This window comes from Natronospirillum operosum (genome assembly GCF_004768465.1).
Lineage (GTDB): Bacteria > Pseudomonadota > Gammaproteobacteria > Pseudomonadales > Natronospirillaceae > Natronospirillum > Natronospirillum operosum.
The window spans coordinates 77,140-93,719 of record NZ_SRMF01000003.1; the positions used below are offsets into that span (position 1 = coordinate 77,140).

General features: G+C 61.8%; 16 protein-coding genes. 10 read left to right on the plus strand and 6 right to left on the minus strand.

What is annotated here, in order from left to right; genetic code table 11:
• The first annotated feature begins 134 nt into the window (after positions 1–134).
• The 10 genes from serA to E4656_RS09385 all read left to right on the plus strand — a co-directional run bounded on the left by serA (position 135) and on the right by E4656_RS09385 (position 12,768).
• Positions 135–1,364 (plus strand): phosphoglycerate dehydrogenase, encoded by a 1,230-nt coding sequence (gene serA / locus E4656_RS09340; protein ID WP_135482962.1) that lies wholly within the window; start codon positions 135–137, stop codon positions 1,362–1,364.
• 101 nt (positions 1,365–1,465) lie between these two features.
• Positions 1,466–2,059 carry an LPP20 family lipoprotein gene (locus E4656_RS09345; protein ID WP_135482963.1) on the plus strand — a complete coding sequence of 198 codons (594 nt, stop codon included), beginning with the start codon at positions 1,466–1,468 and terminating at the stop codon, positions 2,057–2,059.
• A 9-nt stretch (positions 2,060–2,068) separates the two neighbouring features.
• Positions 2,069–3,766 (plus strand): COG3014 family protein, encoded by a 1,698-nt coding sequence (locus tag E4656_RS09350; protein WP_135482964.1) that lies wholly within the window; start codon positions 2,069–2,071, stop codon positions 3,764–3,766.
• Between the two features lie 62 nt (positions 3,767–3,828).
• On the plus strand, positions 3,829–4,437 hold the full coding sequence (locus E4656_RS09355; RefSeq protein ID WP_135482965.1) for a penicillin-binding protein activator LpoB: 609 nt from the start codon (positions 3,829–3,831) through the stop codon (positions 4,435–4,437).
• A gap of 24 nt (positions 4,438–4,461) precedes the next feature.
• Positions 4,462–5,463, plus strand: a complete 1,002-nt coding sequence (locus E4656_RS09360) for an LPP20 family lipoprotein (RefSeq protein ID WP_167856006.1) — start codon at positions 4,462–4,464, stop codon at positions 5,461–5,463.
• Between the two features lie 306 nt (positions 5,464–5,769).
• Positions 5,770–6,960 carry a maltose/maltodextrin ABC transporter substrate-binding protein MalE gene (gene malE, locus E4656_RS09365; protein WP_135482967.1) on the plus strand — a complete coding sequence of 397 codons (1,191 nt, stop codon included), beginning with the start codon at positions 5,770–5,772 and terminating at the stop codon, positions 6,958–6,960.
• A 104-nt stretch (positions 6,961–7,064) separates the two neighbouring features.
• Positions 7,065–8,639 carry a maltose ABC transporter permease MalF gene (malF, locus tag E4656_RS09370; RefSeq protein WP_135482968.1) on the plus strand — a complete coding sequence of 525 codons (1,575 nt, stop codon included), beginning with the start codon at positions 7,065–7,067 and terminating at the stop codon, positions 8,637–8,639.
• A 12-nt stretch (positions 8,640–8,651) separates the two neighbouring features.
• Positions 8,652–9,881: a maltose ABC transporter permease MalG gene (gene malG / locus E4656_RS09375; protein WP_240753951.1), complete on the plus strand. Its 1,230-nt coding sequence runs from the start codon at positions 8,652–8,654 to the stop codon at positions 9,879–9,881.
• Positions 9,882–10,387: 506 nt separating this feature from the next.
• The gene (locus E4656_RS09380) at positions 10,388–11,890 is read left to right on the plus strand and encodes a SulP family inorganic anion transporter (protein ID WP_135482969.1); all 1,503 of its coding nucleotides are present in this window, start codon (positions 10,388–10,390) and stop codon (positions 11,888–11,890) included.
• 23 nt (positions 11,891–11,913) lie between these two features.
• Positions 11,914–12,768, plus strand: coding sequence for a universal stress protein (locus E4656_RS09385; protein WP_135482970.1), 855 nt, complete (start codon positions 11,914–11,916; stop codon positions 12,766–12,768).
• 26 nt (positions 12,769–12,794) lie between these two features.
• Here the strand turns inward: E4656_RS09385 and tatC are convergent, their stop codons facing one another.
• From tatC to ubiB, 6 genes are read right to left on the minus strand one after another with little or no spacing between them, the layout of a single operon-like run.
• On the minus strand, positions 12,795–13,562 hold the full coding sequence (tatC, locus tag E4656_RS09390) for a twin-arginine translocase subunit TatC (RefSeq protein WP_135482971.1): 768 nt from the start codon (positions 13,560–13,562) through the stop codon (positions 12,795–12,797).
• On the minus strand, positions 13,559–13,966 hold the full coding sequence (tatB, locus tag E4656_RS09395; protein ID WP_135482972.1) for a Sec-independent protein translocase protein TatB: 408 nt from the start codon (positions 13,964–13,966) through the stop codon (positions 13,559–13,561). The genes tatC and tatB overlap by 4 nt, the downstream gene beginning before the upstream one ends.
• 8 nt (positions 13,967–13,974) lie before the next feature.
• Entirely contained in the window at positions 13,975–14,232 is a 258-nt protein-coding gene (tatA, locus tag E4656_RS09400) for a Sec-independent protein translocase subunit TatA (protein ID WP_135482973.1), read from the minus strand.
• Positions 14,233–14,259: 27 nt separating this feature from the next.
• Positions 14,260–14,604, minus strand: coding sequence for a histidine triad nucleotide-binding protein (locus tag E4656_RS09405; protein WP_135482974.1), 345 nt, complete (start codon positions 14,602–14,604; stop codon positions 14,260–14,262).
• A complete protein-coding gene (locus tag E4656_RS09410) occupies positions 14,601–14,954 on the minus strand; it encodes a phosphoribosyl-ATP diphosphatase (protein ID WP_135482975.1) in 354 nt (117 codons plus the stop codon). Before E4656_RS09410 ends, E4656_RS09405 begins: the two co-directional genes overlap by 4 nt.
• 19 nt (positions 14,955–14,973) lie before the next feature.
• On the minus strand, positions 14,974–16,578 hold the full coding sequence (gene ubiB, locus E4656_RS09415) for a ubiquinone biosynthesis regulatory protein kinase UbiB (RefSeq protein WP_135482976.1): 1,605 nt from the start codon (positions 16,576–16,578) through the stop codon (positions 14,974–14,976).
• Between the last annotated feature and the right edge of the window lie 2 nt (positions 16,579–16,580).

Consider the following 16,580-nt stretch of genomic DNA (forward strand, 5'->3'; position numbering starts at 1 on the left):
GAGAGCGCCATCACGGCTGTACGTAAACTGATCGCAGTGTGATAGAATCCGCGCTCCCGCTCCGCGGGGCGACCCCGAAGGTCGACGCCGGCACGGCGATTCTACTCAGCACAGATTCCGGAACCCAGAGATTCATGAGCAAGACGTCACTCGATAAATCGAAGATCAAGATTCTCCTGTTGGAGGGCATTCATTCGTCAGCCGTGGAAGCGTTCGAGAACGCTGGCTATACCTGGATCGAACAGGTGTCGTCGTCGCTGCCGGAAGCAGAGTTGAAAGAACGCATTCGTGATGCCCATTTTCTGGGCATTCGCTCCCGTACCCAGCTCACGCGGGATGTTTTCGAGTCGGCCGAGAAGCTGGTCGCGGTGGGCTGTTTCTGCATCGGCACCAATCAGGTGGATCTGCAGGCGGCCACCGAACGCGGTGTGGTCGTTTTCAATGCCCCCTTCTCCAATACCCGGTCGGTGGCCGAACTGGTACTGGCCCAGGCCACACTGTTGCTGCGCGGCATCCCGGAAAAGAATGCCGCAGCGCACCGTGGGGTCTGGAAGAAGAGTGCCCAGGACTCCTATGAGAGCCGGGGCAAGGTACTGGGCCTGGTGGGCTACGGCAATATCGGCACCCAACTGGGTGTGCTGGCCGAATCACTCGGCATGAGCGTGATCTTCTATGATGTCATCAACAAGCTGCCCATGGGCAATGCACATCAGGTGGGCAGCCTGAAACAGTTGCTGGCGCGCTCTGATGTGGTGTCACTGCACGTGCCGGAAACACCGGCCACCAAGTGGATGATCGGCCCGGCGGAGATCGAGTCCATGAAGGACAAATCGGTGCTGATCAACGCGTCACGGGGCTCGGTGGTGGACCTCGAAGCGCTGGCCGTAGCGGTCGAGAGCGGCAAGTTGCTGGGCGCTGCCATTGATGTCTTCCCCACCGAGCCCCGCAGCAACGACGATGAGTTTGTCAGCCCGTTGCGCGGCCTGGACAATGTGATTCTGACCCCGCACGTGGGCGGCAGTACCATGGAAGCACAGAAGAATATCGGTGCCGAAGTGGCGGAGAAGTTGGCCATGTTCTCGGACAACGGCACCTCCATTTCGGCGGTCAACTTCCCCGAGGTAGCGTTGCCCAAGCACGATGGCAAGCACCGCATTCTGCATATTCACGAGAATGTGCCCGGTGTACTGTCCATGATCAACAGCCAGTTGTCCGACAACGGCATCAACATCAGTGGTCAGTACCTGCAAACCAATGAGAAGGTGGGCTATGTGGTGATCGATGTGGATCAGGAATTCGGCCCGCTGGCGCTTGAAAAGCTCAGCCTCATCAAGGGTACGATCAAGGCTCGTATCCTGTTCTGAGACGCGGCCTGGGCCGCGTCTTTACAAAGTTTTTTGGGCGACGGCAACGACCTTTGTCGCCGTTGCGAATACATTAACAATAAAGAAGCGAGGATGCGCTCATGTTCAATTCACTGCTGCGCCCGGGCCTGATCCTGGGTACCGTGCTGTTGCTGGCTGCCTGTGGCGGCCGCAGCGATCAGGCGGAAGTGCCGCCCTGCTATTACCCCAACACTGACGACAGAGCGCCCGGCTGGGTCTGTGATCAGCCCGTGGACGGGCTTGAACTGAGCGCTGTGGGTTCACACCCGGAATCCGGCGCCGGCATGGATTTCATGCGGCAGCAGGCGGCGGCCAGTGCGCGCGTGCAACTGGCGCAGGCGTTTACCGTGCATGTGCAGAACATGATCAAGCAGTACGCCGAGACCACGGGGTCCGGTGATACGGAAACGGTCGATCTGGTGAATACCTCGGTCAGCCGACTGGTGACGGATGAATATCTGGTCGGTTCGCGCATCTATGACAGCCGGGTGGCCAGTGATGGCACCCTCTACGTGCTGGTGGCCATGGATGACTCGGTCACCGCCCAGGCGACGCAGAATGCACTGCGTACCTCCATCAACAATGACAACGCGCTGTGGCAGCAGTTCCGGGCCGAGCAGGGCTTTGAGGAACTGGATGACGAACTGACCCGGCGTATCTCCCAGGGGCGGTAAGGTCAACACGTGCGCACCGTCAGACATTGCCGCAGGGCAGTCGCCCGTTGCGGCAGGCACTGCCTGTGGCTCCTGTTGCTGGGCCTGAGCGCCTGCTCCACCTATGGTGATCGACAGGCCGAGGCCATCCGCGCGGTCGAGCGAGGGGACTATGAGGTCGCCGAGGCGCGTTTCACTGAAACCCTGCAGGAGCGCGACCGCGACTATCTGCTGTACCTGCTCGAGGTGGGCATGGTGCGTCATCTGGCCGGCGACTATCAGGGCAGCAATGCGCTGTTGCAGCAGGCTGACGAATTGCGCGACACCCTGCCCTGGCGCTCTGGCGCCGAGCGTTTTGGCGAGTTCATGACCAGCCCGGCTCAGGGGCCGTATCGCGGGGCCGGTTACGAATATGCCTACGTCAACTACTTCAAGGCGCTGAACTTTCTGGCTATGGCGCAGGAAACCGGAGACCCGCGCTGGCTGGATGCAGCCCGGGTGGAATCACGGCGGCTGGAAATCATCCTCAACGAGTTTGCCGCTGACGAAGGCGACTATCTGGAACAGGCCACGCAGGAAGACGACACTGCCAGTGCCTTTCTGCGTATTCTGCGTCAGCTGCGGGGTCAGTACCTGGACCCGGAGGATCTGATCTACCGTGATGATGCCTGGGGTCGCTTCCTTACCGGCGTGACCTATGAGAATCTGGGCGAATGGGACAGCGCCCGCGTTGCCTACCAGCAGGCCGCTCGGGCCTACGAGCTCGGTTATGCGGAGCAGTATGATCTGGGCCCCGAACCGGCCCGCCTGGCCTGGGCTTCGGTGGTGCGCATGATGCGCACCGGCGGCGGCTGGGAAGACGAATGGCCGCAGCTGGTGGAAGAACACGAGCTGGACACAGCCGAGATCCGGCCTCTGACCGCAGACGAATCCCTGCTGCTGGTGCTGGAGCACGCCGGGCGGGTGCCGCCGATCGGCGAGATGAACATGATTCTGCATCGACAGCCGGAGGCAGAGTCACTGATGCTGCGCCCGCTGGTCTCGCGTGAAGGCGAGGAGGGTGCCCAGCAACTGGCCTGGTTCACGCTGCATTATGCCGACCATGGGCTGGGCGATTTGCTGTTGCGCTATCAGGCCGGCGGCGTGCTCCAGGTGCTGGACAACCCACTGCACTCGAAGCAGGTGTATCTGGGGCCGCTCTGGGAAGTGGCGCAGGAGGTTGGGCTGCTGGATGGTATCGGTCCGGTCGGGGTGCGGGTGTCCGTGCCCTGGTATCCGCCAGCCGGTCCGGAGCCCGCTGCCAGCCGCCTGCACCTGGGCGATGACCGGCAGCCCGTGCGGCTGACCGTGATGGCGGATCCGGAACAGATCAAGCGGCAGGAGCGTTTGCGCGTGGCGCAGGACGAAATGATGGCGGCTCTGCTGCGGGAAACCGTGCGCAATACCACCAGTTCCGCCGTCAGTGGTGCCGTGAGCAACCACAGCGACGAGGGCCTGGGCCTGCTGATCAACCTGCTGGGGCGGGCCGCGACCACGGCCACGGCCCGGGCAGAAACCCGCCACTGGGCCACGATGCCCAGGCGCGCCCGGATGGCGCTGGTGCGCGTGCAGGCGGAGCCACAGACCCTGCGCCTGGAGCAGTCCGGGCGCACCCAATGGACCCGTGAGATTGACCCCGTGCCAAGGCAGGTCAATCTCTATCTGGTCAGAACCTTTGAACAGCGCTGACGGGTACACCCGTGCCATCAGCGCCCCGACATGAGACCACTGAGGCCATGAGGACTGAAACCATGACCATTCGACACCCATCCAGGCTGACCGGCCTGTTGCTTCTGTTGTTGCTGGTGGTGCTGGCCGCCTGTGGCGGGCCTTCCGTTACCGTCAGCCGGGAAGACCCGGACCAGGAAATTGCGCTGACCGACCGCTGGAACTCCACCGATTCGCGGCTGGTCTCGCAGACCATGATCGAGGATATGGTCACCTTCCCCTGGTACAACCGCTTTGTTGCCGAACATGGCCGCGAGCCGGTGGTGATCGTGCACAGCATCCGCAATCGGTCGCATGAGCATATTCCCGTCAATACCTTCATCAACGATATCCGCCGCGCCATGCTGCAGACCGGTCAACTGGACTTCGTGGCCAGTGGTGAAGAGCGTGACGACATCCGCCAGGAACGCCTGGAGCAGGAGCAGCATGCGCGCGAAGACACCATCCAGGCCATGGGTCAGGAACTGGGCGCCGACTTTGCCCTGACCGGCGAGATCAATTCCTTCGTGGATACACTGGACGGCAACCGGGTCACCAGCTATCAGGTCGACATGCGACTGATCAGCATTCTGGACACCCGGGATGTCTGGCTGGGTACCGAACGCATTCAGAAGTTCCAGCAGCGCCGGTAACGGCTGGTGAACAGGATGCGCGCATTGTCGGCAGCGACCGCCCTGGGTGTTCTGGGGCTGCTGGCGGCCTGTACCTCTACCCCGGTACCGTCTGACACCGAGCGGGTCGGGGAGCGCCCGAGCTGGGTGGTACAGCCGACCCGTTCCGGCCCTGTGGTCTATGGCAGCGGCGGCAGTCCGCTGGACGACAACCTCGCGGCCAGTCAGTCGCGGGCCCGTCAGGCCGCCACCGCGGATCTGATGACCGGCCTGCGCGTGCGCATCATGGCCGAGACCCGCAGCGAGGTTACCGAGGCCGATGGCGCGGTGAGCCGGCTCTACAGCCAGTCGGTCAGCAGTCGGGTGGATGACATCGAGCTGGATGACGTGCAACTGGAAGACACCTGGGAGAGCCCGGACGGCTTTCTCTATGTACTGGTCTCGCTGGATACTGCCCGTGCCGCCGAGCGACTGCGGCAGGCCTGGCGCGATGATCTGCCGGCCATGGCCGAACCCACCGCGAGTGAACTGGATGGCGCCGGACTCTGGGCCCGCTTCACGGCCTGGCAACGGGTGATGACCGTGGTCGGCCGCCAGCAGGCGCGCGACCAGCTGCACCGCCTGTTTGCCGGGCGTGCGGTGGACCCGGATTGGCCCGAACTCTACCAATCCCGTCGGCAGCAGTACACCGCCATTGTCGACGACATCAGTCTGTATCTGGATACGCGGGATGCCACCGGGCAGGACAACAGAACGGTGCTGACCGCTCCCTGGACCGAGCGCGGTCTGGGCTTTGTCGATCAGCCCGCCGCCGCTGACTGGACGCTGCGGCTCTCCACCCGCCGCGAGAACAGGCAGCTCGAGCACGGCCATCAGGTACTGCTTACGGTCAATGCCGAACTGGTCGATGAGCTGGGCCAGATACGCTGGCAGACCAGCACCCAGCGGCGCGGACTGGGCGGTTCCTCCGACCGGGCCCTGCGCCAGGCGCTGAACAGTGCCGCCGAAGATCTTGTGACCGCCTGGATCAACAGCCTTAACCCCTGACCGCAAACCTTTTGCCCGCCGCCATTATTCTCCTCTCCATCGCCGAACCCCAACGTTGCAATCGATTGCTGCACCCCCGGGGTGGGGGTGGATGCAGAGTCCAACCCCACCCTTTTTCCTACCCCCTGTGCCGATGCGGGGAGGAGTACGCACAGGGGGTGCAGGGCAGCGGGTGGAAATCCCTGCCGTTCGGCCTGATTTGTTTGCTCCGATCTGCCGCCCGGGCGTAATTTTGGCGTCGCATTCGGACTCGGGTGTGCAACCCGGTCGTCCGCCACACAATAATAATGCGACAGGATGATTCTCATGAAAAAAGGTCTCGCTACTGCCATTGCTGCCACCAGTGCTGCTCTGGCGATGAATGCCCATGCAGTCTCCGAGGGTGAGCTGCTGATCTGGATCGGTGCCGACAAGGCCTACAATGGCCTGCAGGCCGTGGGTGACCAGTTCGCGGAAGAACTGGGTATCCCTGTTACCGTGGAAGCGCCGGACAACCTGGAAGAACGTTTCCAGCAGGAAGCCGCTGCCGGCCGCGGCCCGGACATCGTGATCTGGGCCCATGACCGCTTTGGCAGCTGGGCCGACTCCGGCTTCATTCAGCCGATTTCGGTGGGTGACGAGGTCCGTGGCCAGATTGATGACAGCTTCTGGACTGCCACCAGCTATGAAGGCACCCAGTACGGCTGGCCGGTCATGGTCGAGGCCGTGGGCCTGATCTACAACCGCGAGCTGGTCGACGCGGCACCGACCACCTGGGACGAGGTGTTTGCGTTGAACGAGTCCCTGAACGGCGCCAATGCCATCCTGTGGGATTATGACAACACCTACTTCACCTATGGCCTGCTGTCCTCTGCCGGCGGTTACTCCTTCGGCATGAACGATGACGGCACCTATGACCCGGCCGATATCGGCTTTGCCAGCGACGGAGCCATCAAGGGTGCGCGGGTACTGCGTGACCTGATTGATCGCGGTGTCATGCCTTCGGGTGCCGACTACGGCGACATGGAAAACGCCTTTGTCTCCGGTGATGTGGCCATGATCATCAATGGCCCCTGGGGCTGGGCCGGCTATGAATCAGCCGGCATCGATTTCGGCGTGGCGCCGATTCCGGCCGTTGAGGGCGAACTCGGCAAGCCGTTTGTGGGTATCCCGGGTGCCGTGGTGAGCGCTTCTTCACCGAACATGGACCTGGTGGAAATCTTCATGGAAGAGTATCTGCTCACCGTCGATGGCCTGCGCACCATGGATACGACAGATCCGAGCCAGACCCTGGGCGTCCCGGCCCACGAAGGCTACCTGCAGGAACTGGTGGACAATGCTGATGACGCGGATCGTCTGCAGGCCACCTTCGACAATGCCGAAATGGGTCATCCCATGCCCAATATCCCGCAGATGGATGCCTTCTGGTCCAATGCGGAAGTAGCGCTGGGCAATATCACGTCCGGTCGCCAGTCGGTGGAAGCAGCCATGCGCGAGGCCGCCGAACGCATGCGCTAGGCGGCGCCGGTCCGCAGCCGGGGCCACGCACGAGTGGGCCCCGGCCGCTGACCACCTGATTTCTCGTCCTCTCACGACTCAACCTGTGGCCAGGAGTATCTGTCATGGCTGATGCCAACGCCATTCCCATTGCACCGGATTCTGCCCGGCAGGGCCCTGCCCGCCGCATAGCGCACTGGCTGTTTACCGGCCTGCTGGGTGTGGGCATGTTCTGGGTTGCCACCCTGATGTTCTTCAACGGCGATCTGGTGTTCGCGGTCGGCATGACCTTTCTCGCCGGCCTGTTGCTGTATCTCTATCTGAATCCGCGCATCTATGTCGGCCGCTATGTGTTTCCCGGGCTGGCAGGGATCGGTATCTTCACGCTGTTCCCGTTGCTGTACAGCGTCTATATCAGTTTCACCAACTATGGTGACGGCCACATGGTGACCCATGAACGGGCCACCCAGTATCACCTCTCCCGCACCTATCTGGATGAGGCGGGCACCTTTGATTTTGAACTGCACCCGGCCGAGGATGAGCGCTACCGCATGGTGCTGCGGCGGGACGGTGACAAGTATATCAGCGCGCCAGTGGCCCTGGCCGCCATCGGCGAAGGCCAGCGTCCGCTGATCGAAACCCGGGCAGTGGCGCCGGGGTCGCTGGCGACCGAGGCCCTGAGCCTGCGTGATGTGCTGGCCAACCGGTCCGGCCTGCAGCGCGTGGTGGTGGAGCTGCCGCACGGCACCGAACTGCGTTACAGCGGCCCGCGCGCCTTCGGCGCTCTGCGCGAGCGCTACCAACAGGATGCCGATGACCCGCATGTGCTGCATGACCAGCAGACCGGCGGCGCCATTACGGCGGATTTCGAGCGCGGCTACTATGTCGATGACGAGGGCAACCGGGTACGGCCGGGCTTCACCACCCATGTCGGCTGGGACAACTATACCCGCATCTTCACCGACCGGGGCATGATGGCGCCCTTCTTCGAGATCTTTGTCTGGACCATCTTCTTCGGCGCCGTGACCGTCTTCGTGGCCTATGGTCTGGGGGTAACCCTGGCCTGCCTGCTGAACTGGAAGCTGATCAGAGGCTCGGTGGTCTATCGTATCCTGATGATCCTGCCCTATGCGGTGCCGGCGTTCATCTCGATCCAGATCTTCCGGGGCCTGTTCAACCAGAATTTCGGTGAAATCAACCTGATACTGGAGGTGCTGTTCGGGCTGCGCCCGGCCTGGTTCACCGAACCGGCGCTGGCGCGCACCATGGTGCTGATCACCAATATCTGGCTGGGTTACCCCTACATGATGATTCTGGCGCTGGGCATGCTGCAGTCGGTGCCGGATGATCTCTATGAGGCCGCCCATATCGAAGGTTCGGGTGTGATCAACAACTTTTTCCGGATCACCCTGCCGCTGATCACCCGGCCCCTGATTCCGTTGCTGATCGCGGCCTTTGCCTTCAACTTCAACAACCTGGTGGTGATTCAGCTGCTGACCGAGGGCGGACCCAATATCGTCGGCTCCAACCCGAACGCCGGGCATACCGACCTGCTGGTCAACTATGCCTTCCGACTGGCGTTTCAGGATGGCACCCAGGAGTTCGGTCTGGCCGCCGCGATCACCACGCTGATCTTCCTGCTGGTGGCCGGTCTGTCCATGCTGTATATCCGTCACGCCAGGATCGAGATGGCACGGTAGGAGAAATTAAAGATGATCAAGACCACATCTGTCAGGGCCCGCGTCTGGGCCACGCATGCCTTCCTGATCGGGTTTTCGGCGCTGGTACTGTTTCCGCTGGCGATGATCATTTCGATCTCGTTTCGCGAAGGCAATTTTGCGCGGGGAAATCTGATACCGCAGAACTTCACGCTGGAGCACTGGACGCTGGCGCTGGGCCAGACCTATGTCGGCACGCGCAACAACGCCACCGTGTTCAGTCCGGAGGCGGAGTCGGTGCGGGCCAGTCTCGGCCTGGGTCGGGTTACCGTGGAGCGTGACGGCAGTTGGGCACTGGATGTGCAGACCTCGGTCAACCCGCAGCACTTTCCGCTCGACAGCCATATCCAGCTGACCAACTTCCAGGCCGGTACCGAGCTGGCGCGCTCGGAGCGCATCGATTTCCGCCTGGTGGCCAACGAGGAGCAGGCCGCGGCGGCGCCGGAGGGCAAGCAGGTGGTGCGGGTCGGCGAGCAGCATCAGGGGCAGATCGACCTGCCCGATGAGTTTGCCCGCATTGGCGGTCTGCGCCTCAACTATGGCGTGGCCTTCCATACGCCGCCGCCGTTCCCGGTGCTGACCTGGCTGTGGAACTCGGTCAAGGTGGCGTTCTCGTCGGCCTTTCTGATTCTCGGCCTGGCCACGATCAGTGCCTATGCCTTTGCGCGCATGCGCTTCAACCACAAGACGACCATTTTGCGCGGCATGCTGATTCTGCAGATGTTCCCGCCGTTTCTGGCCCTGGTGGCGCTGTACAACCTGTTCGACCGTCTGGGCGACTATGTGCCCTGGCTGGGCATAGACACGCATGGCGCCTACATCCTGGCCATGGTGGGCGGTATCTCGCTGATGATCTGGATGATCATCGGTTATTTCAGCACCATCGATGTGTCGCTGGAAGAGGCCGCTGCCATGGATGGCGCTACGCCCTGGCAGACTTTCTACCGCATTCTGCTGCCGCTGAGCGTGCCCATTCTGGCCGTGGTGTTCATCATCTCGTTCATCAATGCCATCAACGAGTTCGCTCTGGCCTCGGCGTTGCTGCGCAGTACGGACAAGCTGACGCTGGCAGTGGGGTCGACCAACTACTTCCATCCGCAGAACACCCTGTGGGGCAATTATGCGGCGGCGGCGGTGTTGTCCGGCCTGCCCATTACCGTGGTGTTTCTGATCATGCAGCGCTTTCTGGTCAGCGGCCTAACAGCCGGTGGCGTCAAGGGGTGAGGGCCGCACCTGTTGTGCCTCCATTGTAGGCGGCGGCCCTTGGCCGCGCATGCGTGAGCAAGCCCCGAAACGTCGGACCGCACAGCCTACATGGATACGGTGGCAGGGTCGGAGTCGCCTGCCGGGTGCATGCCCTGTGAGACCGTTTGCGGCCAGGGACGGCCGCAACCGAGCTGTCATGGATGACGTTTTTTGCGTGTCTCACAGGCATGTGCCTGAGCTTGGCGACATGACGGGCCTGACCCGATCTGCCGTTGTGAGCCTTATTCACAGCCGTTATCTGCGTCAACAAGTGGTAATTAAATTACAAACTGGTATAGTGCGCGCCCCTTGAGACGACTTTGAGCCGACCGGAAACTCCGTGACCACCACGCCGCCCTAGTACACAGCCCCCCTCTGGCTCCTCGAGCCGCTGCAACCCTTTCTCAGAACCCCGGTGCTGATGGATCACTCCGTCCTGCGGAGTCGAGCCCCTGCTGATCTGCGCCTTTGCCAAAGAGACACCCATGCTGCAACGCTATCTTGAAGAATGGACCCGTAATATCCGCGGCGATCTGATCGCCGGCCTTGTCGTCGCCCTGGCGCTGATTCCCGAGGCCATCGCCTTTTCCATTATCGCCGGTGTGGACCCGCGTGTCGGCCTCTATGCCAGCTTCTGTATCGCCGTCATCATCGCCTTTGTCGGTGGTCGGCCGGGCATGATCAGTGCCGCCACCGGCGCCATGGCGCTGCTGATGGTGACCCTGGTACGCGATCACGGGCTGGAATATCTGCTCGCTGCGACCCTGCTGACCGGGGTACTGCAGATCATCGCCGGCTTCCTGAAACTGGGTACGCTGATGCGGTTCGTGTCGCGCTCGGTGGTGACCGGCTTCGTCAATGCGCTGGCCATCCTGATCTTCATGGCCCAGTTGCCGGAGCTGACCGGGGTCACCTGGCCGGTCTATGCCATGACGGCCGCCGGCCTGGGCATCATCTATCTGTTTCCCTACATACCCCTGGTGGGTCGTCTGCTGCCGTCGCCGCTGGTCTGCATCGTCGCGTTGACCGCAGTAGCCATGTTCCTGGGCCTGGATATCCGCACCGTTGGCGATATGGGTGAACTGCCCAGCACCCTGCCGGTGTTCCTGTGGCCGGAAGTACCGCTGAATCTGGACACCCTGCGCATTATCTTCCCCTATGCCGCCGCGCTGACCGTGGTCGGTCTGCTGGAGTCGATGATGACCGAGACCATAGTCGATGATCTGACCGACACCCGCAGCAACCGCAATCAGGAGTGCAAGGGCCAGGGTATCGCCAATATCGGCTCCGGCCTGATGGGCGGCATGGCCGGCTGCGCCATGATCGGTCAGTCGATCATCAATGTGAAATCCGGTGGTCGCGGGCGCCTGTCCAGCCTGGCTGCAGGAGTCTATCTGATGATTCTGATCGTGTTCCTGTCCGACTGGCTGGTGCAGATTCCGATGGCGGCACTGGTGGCGGTCATGATCATGGTATCGATCGGCACCTTCTCCTGGTCCTCACTGCGCGACATGAAGAAGCATCCACTGTCGACCAACATCGTCATGGTAGCCACGGTGTCGGTGGTCGTGGTGACCCACAACCTGGCCATTGGCGTCTTCGTCGGTGTATTGCTGGCCGCCCTGTTCTTTGCCCACAAGGTGGCGCACTTCATGTCGGTCGACAGTGGCCTGACCCAGACCTCCGAGCGGGATGGCGAGCATCGCACCTATACCATCAGGGGGCAGGTGTTCTTTGTGTCGGCGGAGAAGTTTCTGGAATCCTTTGATTTCCGTGAAGCCCTGGATCGTGTCACCATAGACCTGAGTCAGGCGCACTTCTGGGACATCAGCGCTGTCACCGCGCTCGACAAGGCGGTGATTCGCTTCCGCCGCGAGGGTACCGATGTCGAGGTGCTGGGGCTGAATGAAGCCAGTGCCACCATCGTCGACCGCTTTGGCGTGCACGACAAACCCGAGCAGGCTGAAAAGCTGATGTCCGGCCACTAAAACAAGAACAGGGAAATCGAATCATGAGAAAGATCATTGCCGGCATTGATGCCTCAAGTGCCTCAGGCGCAGTCTGTGATGCGGCGGCCTGGGCCAGCCAGCGGCTGGATACCGAAGTCATGGCGCTGCACGTACTGGAAAAGAGTCTTTATCCCACTGAGTCGGACCTCAGCGGCAATCTGGGCCTGGGGGCGCAGGAGCATTTGCTGCAGGAACTGGCAGAGCTGGATCACAAGCGCAGCAAGCTGATGCTGGAGCAGGGAAAGCTGCAGTTGCAGGCGGCCCGTGAGCGGCTGGAAAAGGCCGGAGCCACGTCGGTCAGCACCCGCCAGCGCCATGGCAGTCTGACCGAGACGCTGGTGGATCTGGCGGATGAACTGCGCCTGCTGGTGATCGGCCGCCACGGTGAAGCCCATGCCAATGAAATCGATGCCGTGGGCAGTCAACTGGAAAGCGTGATCCGGGTCGTCCATCAGCCCATCCTGATCACCCAGGACGAGTTCCGCCTGCCGCAGCGCTTTATCCTGGCCTATGATGGCAGTGCCACTGCACAGGCCGCGCTGCAGCGCGTCTCGGAAAGCCCGCTGCTGACCGGCATTCCCTGTGTGCTGGTCTGTGTGGGCAAGCCGGGCAATACCGAAGCTGCGGACCTGGAGCAGGCTGCAGCAACACTGCAGGCAGCGGGCATGCCCACCAAAACCGCGCGGGTGGAAAGCACCGAGGTGGCACAGACATTGTGTGAGCAGGTGAAGTCGCAGCAGGCGGATCTGGTGGTCATGGGGACCCATGGGCATTCCCGCATCCGCAAGTTCTTTGTCGGCAGTACCTCGACGGCGATGCTGCGCCGCAACCCGGTGATGACGCTGCTGCTGCGTTGAGTGCAGGGCCCGCCGCCCGCAAGGGCTTATTCGGTATCTTCGGCCTTCTCGGCTTCGGCGTCGCGATCCAGCGGCCGGACCCACTTGGAAAAGACCAGCCCCAGCTCGAACAGCAGCCACATCGGCACCGCGAGAATGGTCTGCGAGAACACATCCGGCGGTGTGACCAGCATGCCGACGGCAAAGCAGCCGATAAAGATGTAGGGCCGCTTGCGGCGCAGTGATTCCACCGAAGTAATGCCACTGTAGACCAGCAGCACGGTGGCGATGGGAATCTCGAACGCCAGCCCGAAAGCAAAGAACATCTTCAGACTGAAATCCAGAATGGCCGCAATGTCGGGCATGATGTTGACCATGTCCGGGCCGACCGTCGTGAAAAAGCCGAATACCAGTGGCATGACCACGAAGTAGGTAAACAGCACGCCCAGATAGAACAGCACCACGCTGGATATGAACAGCGGCATCATCAGCCGGCGTTCATGCAGATAGAGGGCAGGAGCGACAAAGGCCCAGAGCTGATACAGGATAAAGGGCATGCCCAGCATGACGGCGGCCACAAAGCTCAGCTTGAATGGCACCAGGAAGGGTGACGCCACGCCGGTGGCGATGATCTGCCCGGCCTGCTCTTCAACCAGAATACGCAACGGTGCCGACAGGATGCCGTACAGTTCGTTGGAGAACATGTACAGCACGCCAAACAGAGCCAGCACGATGATGACGCAGCGCAGCAGCCGGGAGCGCAGCTCTTTCAGATGGTCAATCAGCGACTGTGGCACGTCCTGCGGGTTGGTCATGAGCGATCCCCCGGGGGCTGCTGGTCGGTGCTGCTGTCCGCATCGGGTGTTGCCGGCTGCTCCTCGGTCGGCGCAGCATCGTCCGTGCCGGGCTCCGGCGGGCGCCGTTCCGGATGTTCGGCATAGAAGCCGGGGTCGTTTTCCACCGGCTCACGGCGGGATGTCGTGGTGGTACCATCGTTGTTGGTGAACGTCTGGTCCTTGGTGTCTTCCATGATTTTGCGGTTGAGTTCTTCCAGCCGCATCTCCTGTTCGATCTGGCGCTGGAACTTGCCCACAAAACGCCTGGCCTGGCCGATATAACGGCCGACCGTGCGTGCTGCCACCGGCAATCTTTCCGGACCCAGCACGATCAGACCAATGCCGGCGAGCATGGCCAGTTCAAGAAACCCCATATCAAACATGGCTGGACTCAGCTGTCTCCGGAGGACTTGTCTTTCTGCTTGCTGTCAGTGAAGTCGGCATCAGCCTCTTCTTTCTTCTGCAGCAACTGCTTTTCCTCTTCGGATTTCTCGCTCTGGTCTTCGTCCGGGTCTTTCATGCCGTCCTTGAAACCCTTGACGGCGCCACCAATGTCCTTGCCCATATTGCGCAGTTTCTTGGTGCCGAAGATCAGAATCACGATCACCAGAACGATGACCAGTTGAATCGGGCTGATACCCCCAAACATGGTTTTCTCCTCGTATTGTTATTCGGTTCAGAAGCCACGCCAGTCGGCGTCGCGAACATCGCCCAGAATGTGATAGTGCAGATGATAAACTTCCTGGCCGCCGCCGACACCCGTATTAACCACAGTACGGAAGCCCTGGGTGAGGCCGCTCTCGCGCGCGACAATCGGCAGCATGCGGGTGATGTGACCCACCCAGCTCGCGTCTTCTGCGGTCAGTTCGTCAAGGCTTTCGACATGATGATTGGGGATGGCCAGCAGGTGCACGCGGGCCCTGGGGTTGATATCCCGGAATACGGTCATGATGTCATCGCGGTAGACGATGTCGGCCGGTATGTCGCCGGCCACAATCTTGCAGAACAGACAGTCGGTCATGCATCACGCTCCTGAGTGTTCTCCGGCTTGCTGCGGCTGGCCTTCTCTTCCAGGCCCGAGAGCCCGAACCGACGCGACAGTTCATCGGTCACGGCGCTCACCGGCACGTTCTGTTGTGCCAGCATCACCAGAGTATGAAACCACAGATCTGCTGTTTCCGATACCAGATCCGCCTGATGGTCGGGCGTGGCGTCCTTGGCCGCCAGAATGACCTCGGTGCTTTCCTCGCCGACTTTCTCCAGAATCTTGTTGAGGCCGCTGGCATAAAGGGCCGCCACGTAGGAACTGTCTGGTGTTTCAGTCTTGCGCTGGTGCAGCACGACTTCCAGTTGGCGCAGAATATCTTGCATGGCACATCCGTCGAGTCGGTCAGGAAGACCTCAGCAGGTGGCCGAGGGTCAGTAAGCCTGCCACGCCGGCCAGACCCAGGCCGCCGTACAGCAGTAATTCATTGTCGACATGGTCACCCCAGGCGGCCAGACCGGCGCCGATGGCGGTCAGCAGCACGCCGGGGACACTGCTGCGCCGGGGCAGATTGACCTGAAAATCGGTGTTCGTGCGGGGCGGTTCACCCAGAGCCTTGACCATGCGCTCTACATGATACGGCCATTCCGGGGCCCGTTCCAGCAGGAAAGGCATCTGGTCGCGCAGGCTTCTGACCGTACGGCGCAGGCTGATGCGCTCGCGCAGCCATTTCTCCATGAAGGGTTTGGCGGTTTGCCACAGGTCCAGTTCGGGGTAGAGCTGGCGGCCCAGACCCTCGATATTGAGCAGGGTCTTCTGCAGCAGCACCAGTTGGGGCTGCACTTCCATATTGAAGCGTCGCGCCACCTGAAACAGCCGCACCAGCAGCAGGCCGAAGGAGATGTCCTTCAGCGGGCGGGCAAAGATGGGCTCGCACACGGCCCGGATGGCCTGCTCGAAATGATGTACCGGGGTGTCCTTGGGTACCCAGCCCGATTCCACATGCAGGCGGGCGACCTTGTGGTAGTCCCGGTTGAAAAACGCCAGCAGGTTCATGGCCAGATAATGCTGATCTTCCTCGGCCAGGGTGCCGACGATGCCGCAGTCAATGGCGATGTAGCGCGGCCGGGTCGGCTCCTCGGTGCTGACAAAGACGTTCCCGGCATGCATGTCGGCATGAAAGAAGCTGTCCCGGAACACCTGGGTGAAGAAGATCTCCACACCGCGTTCGGCCAGGGCCTTCATGTCGACGCCAGCCGCACGCAACTGGACGATTTCGTCAATGGGCAGGCCGTGGATGCGTTCCATGACCATGACCTTGCGGCTGCAGTAGTCCCAGTAGACATCCGGCACATAGAGCAGATCGGAGCCCTCGAAGTTGCGCTGCAGGTGGGTCGTGTTGGCCGCTTCGCGCAGCAGGTCCAACTCGTCGATAATGGTCTGTTCGAAGTCGCGCACCACCTCGACCGGCCGCAGGCGGCGGGCCTCGGGTACATTGGCCAGCAGGCTGGCAAAGGCGTTCATCCAGGCCAGATCCTTGCGGATTGTCTTTTCGATATCCGGCCGGATGATCTTGACCACCACATCGCTGCCGTCATGCAGGGTGGCCGCATGGACCTGAGCGATGGAAGCGGAAGCCAGTGGCGTGCGATCGAAGGCACGAAAGGCCTCCTCGACCGGCTTGCCCAGCCCCTCCCTGACCACGGCAGCGGCCCGGTCACCCGGGAACGGCGGTACCCGGTCCTGCAGTTCGACCAGCTCATCCGCATATTCGCCGGGGTAGAGGTCGCGGCGGGTAGAGAGTATCTGCCCGAACTTGACGAACACCGGGCCCAGGGACTCGAAAAACCGTCGCAGGCGCACCGGGCCGGGCGTTCTCGGGTTGGGCAGAAAGAAGCGCCCGATGGACAGCCAGCGCACCCACCAGGGCAGGGAAGACCAGGGCACCAGAGTATCGAGGCGGTACCACAGAATCAGCAAGCCGATACGCCACAGTCGCAGCCAATACATCC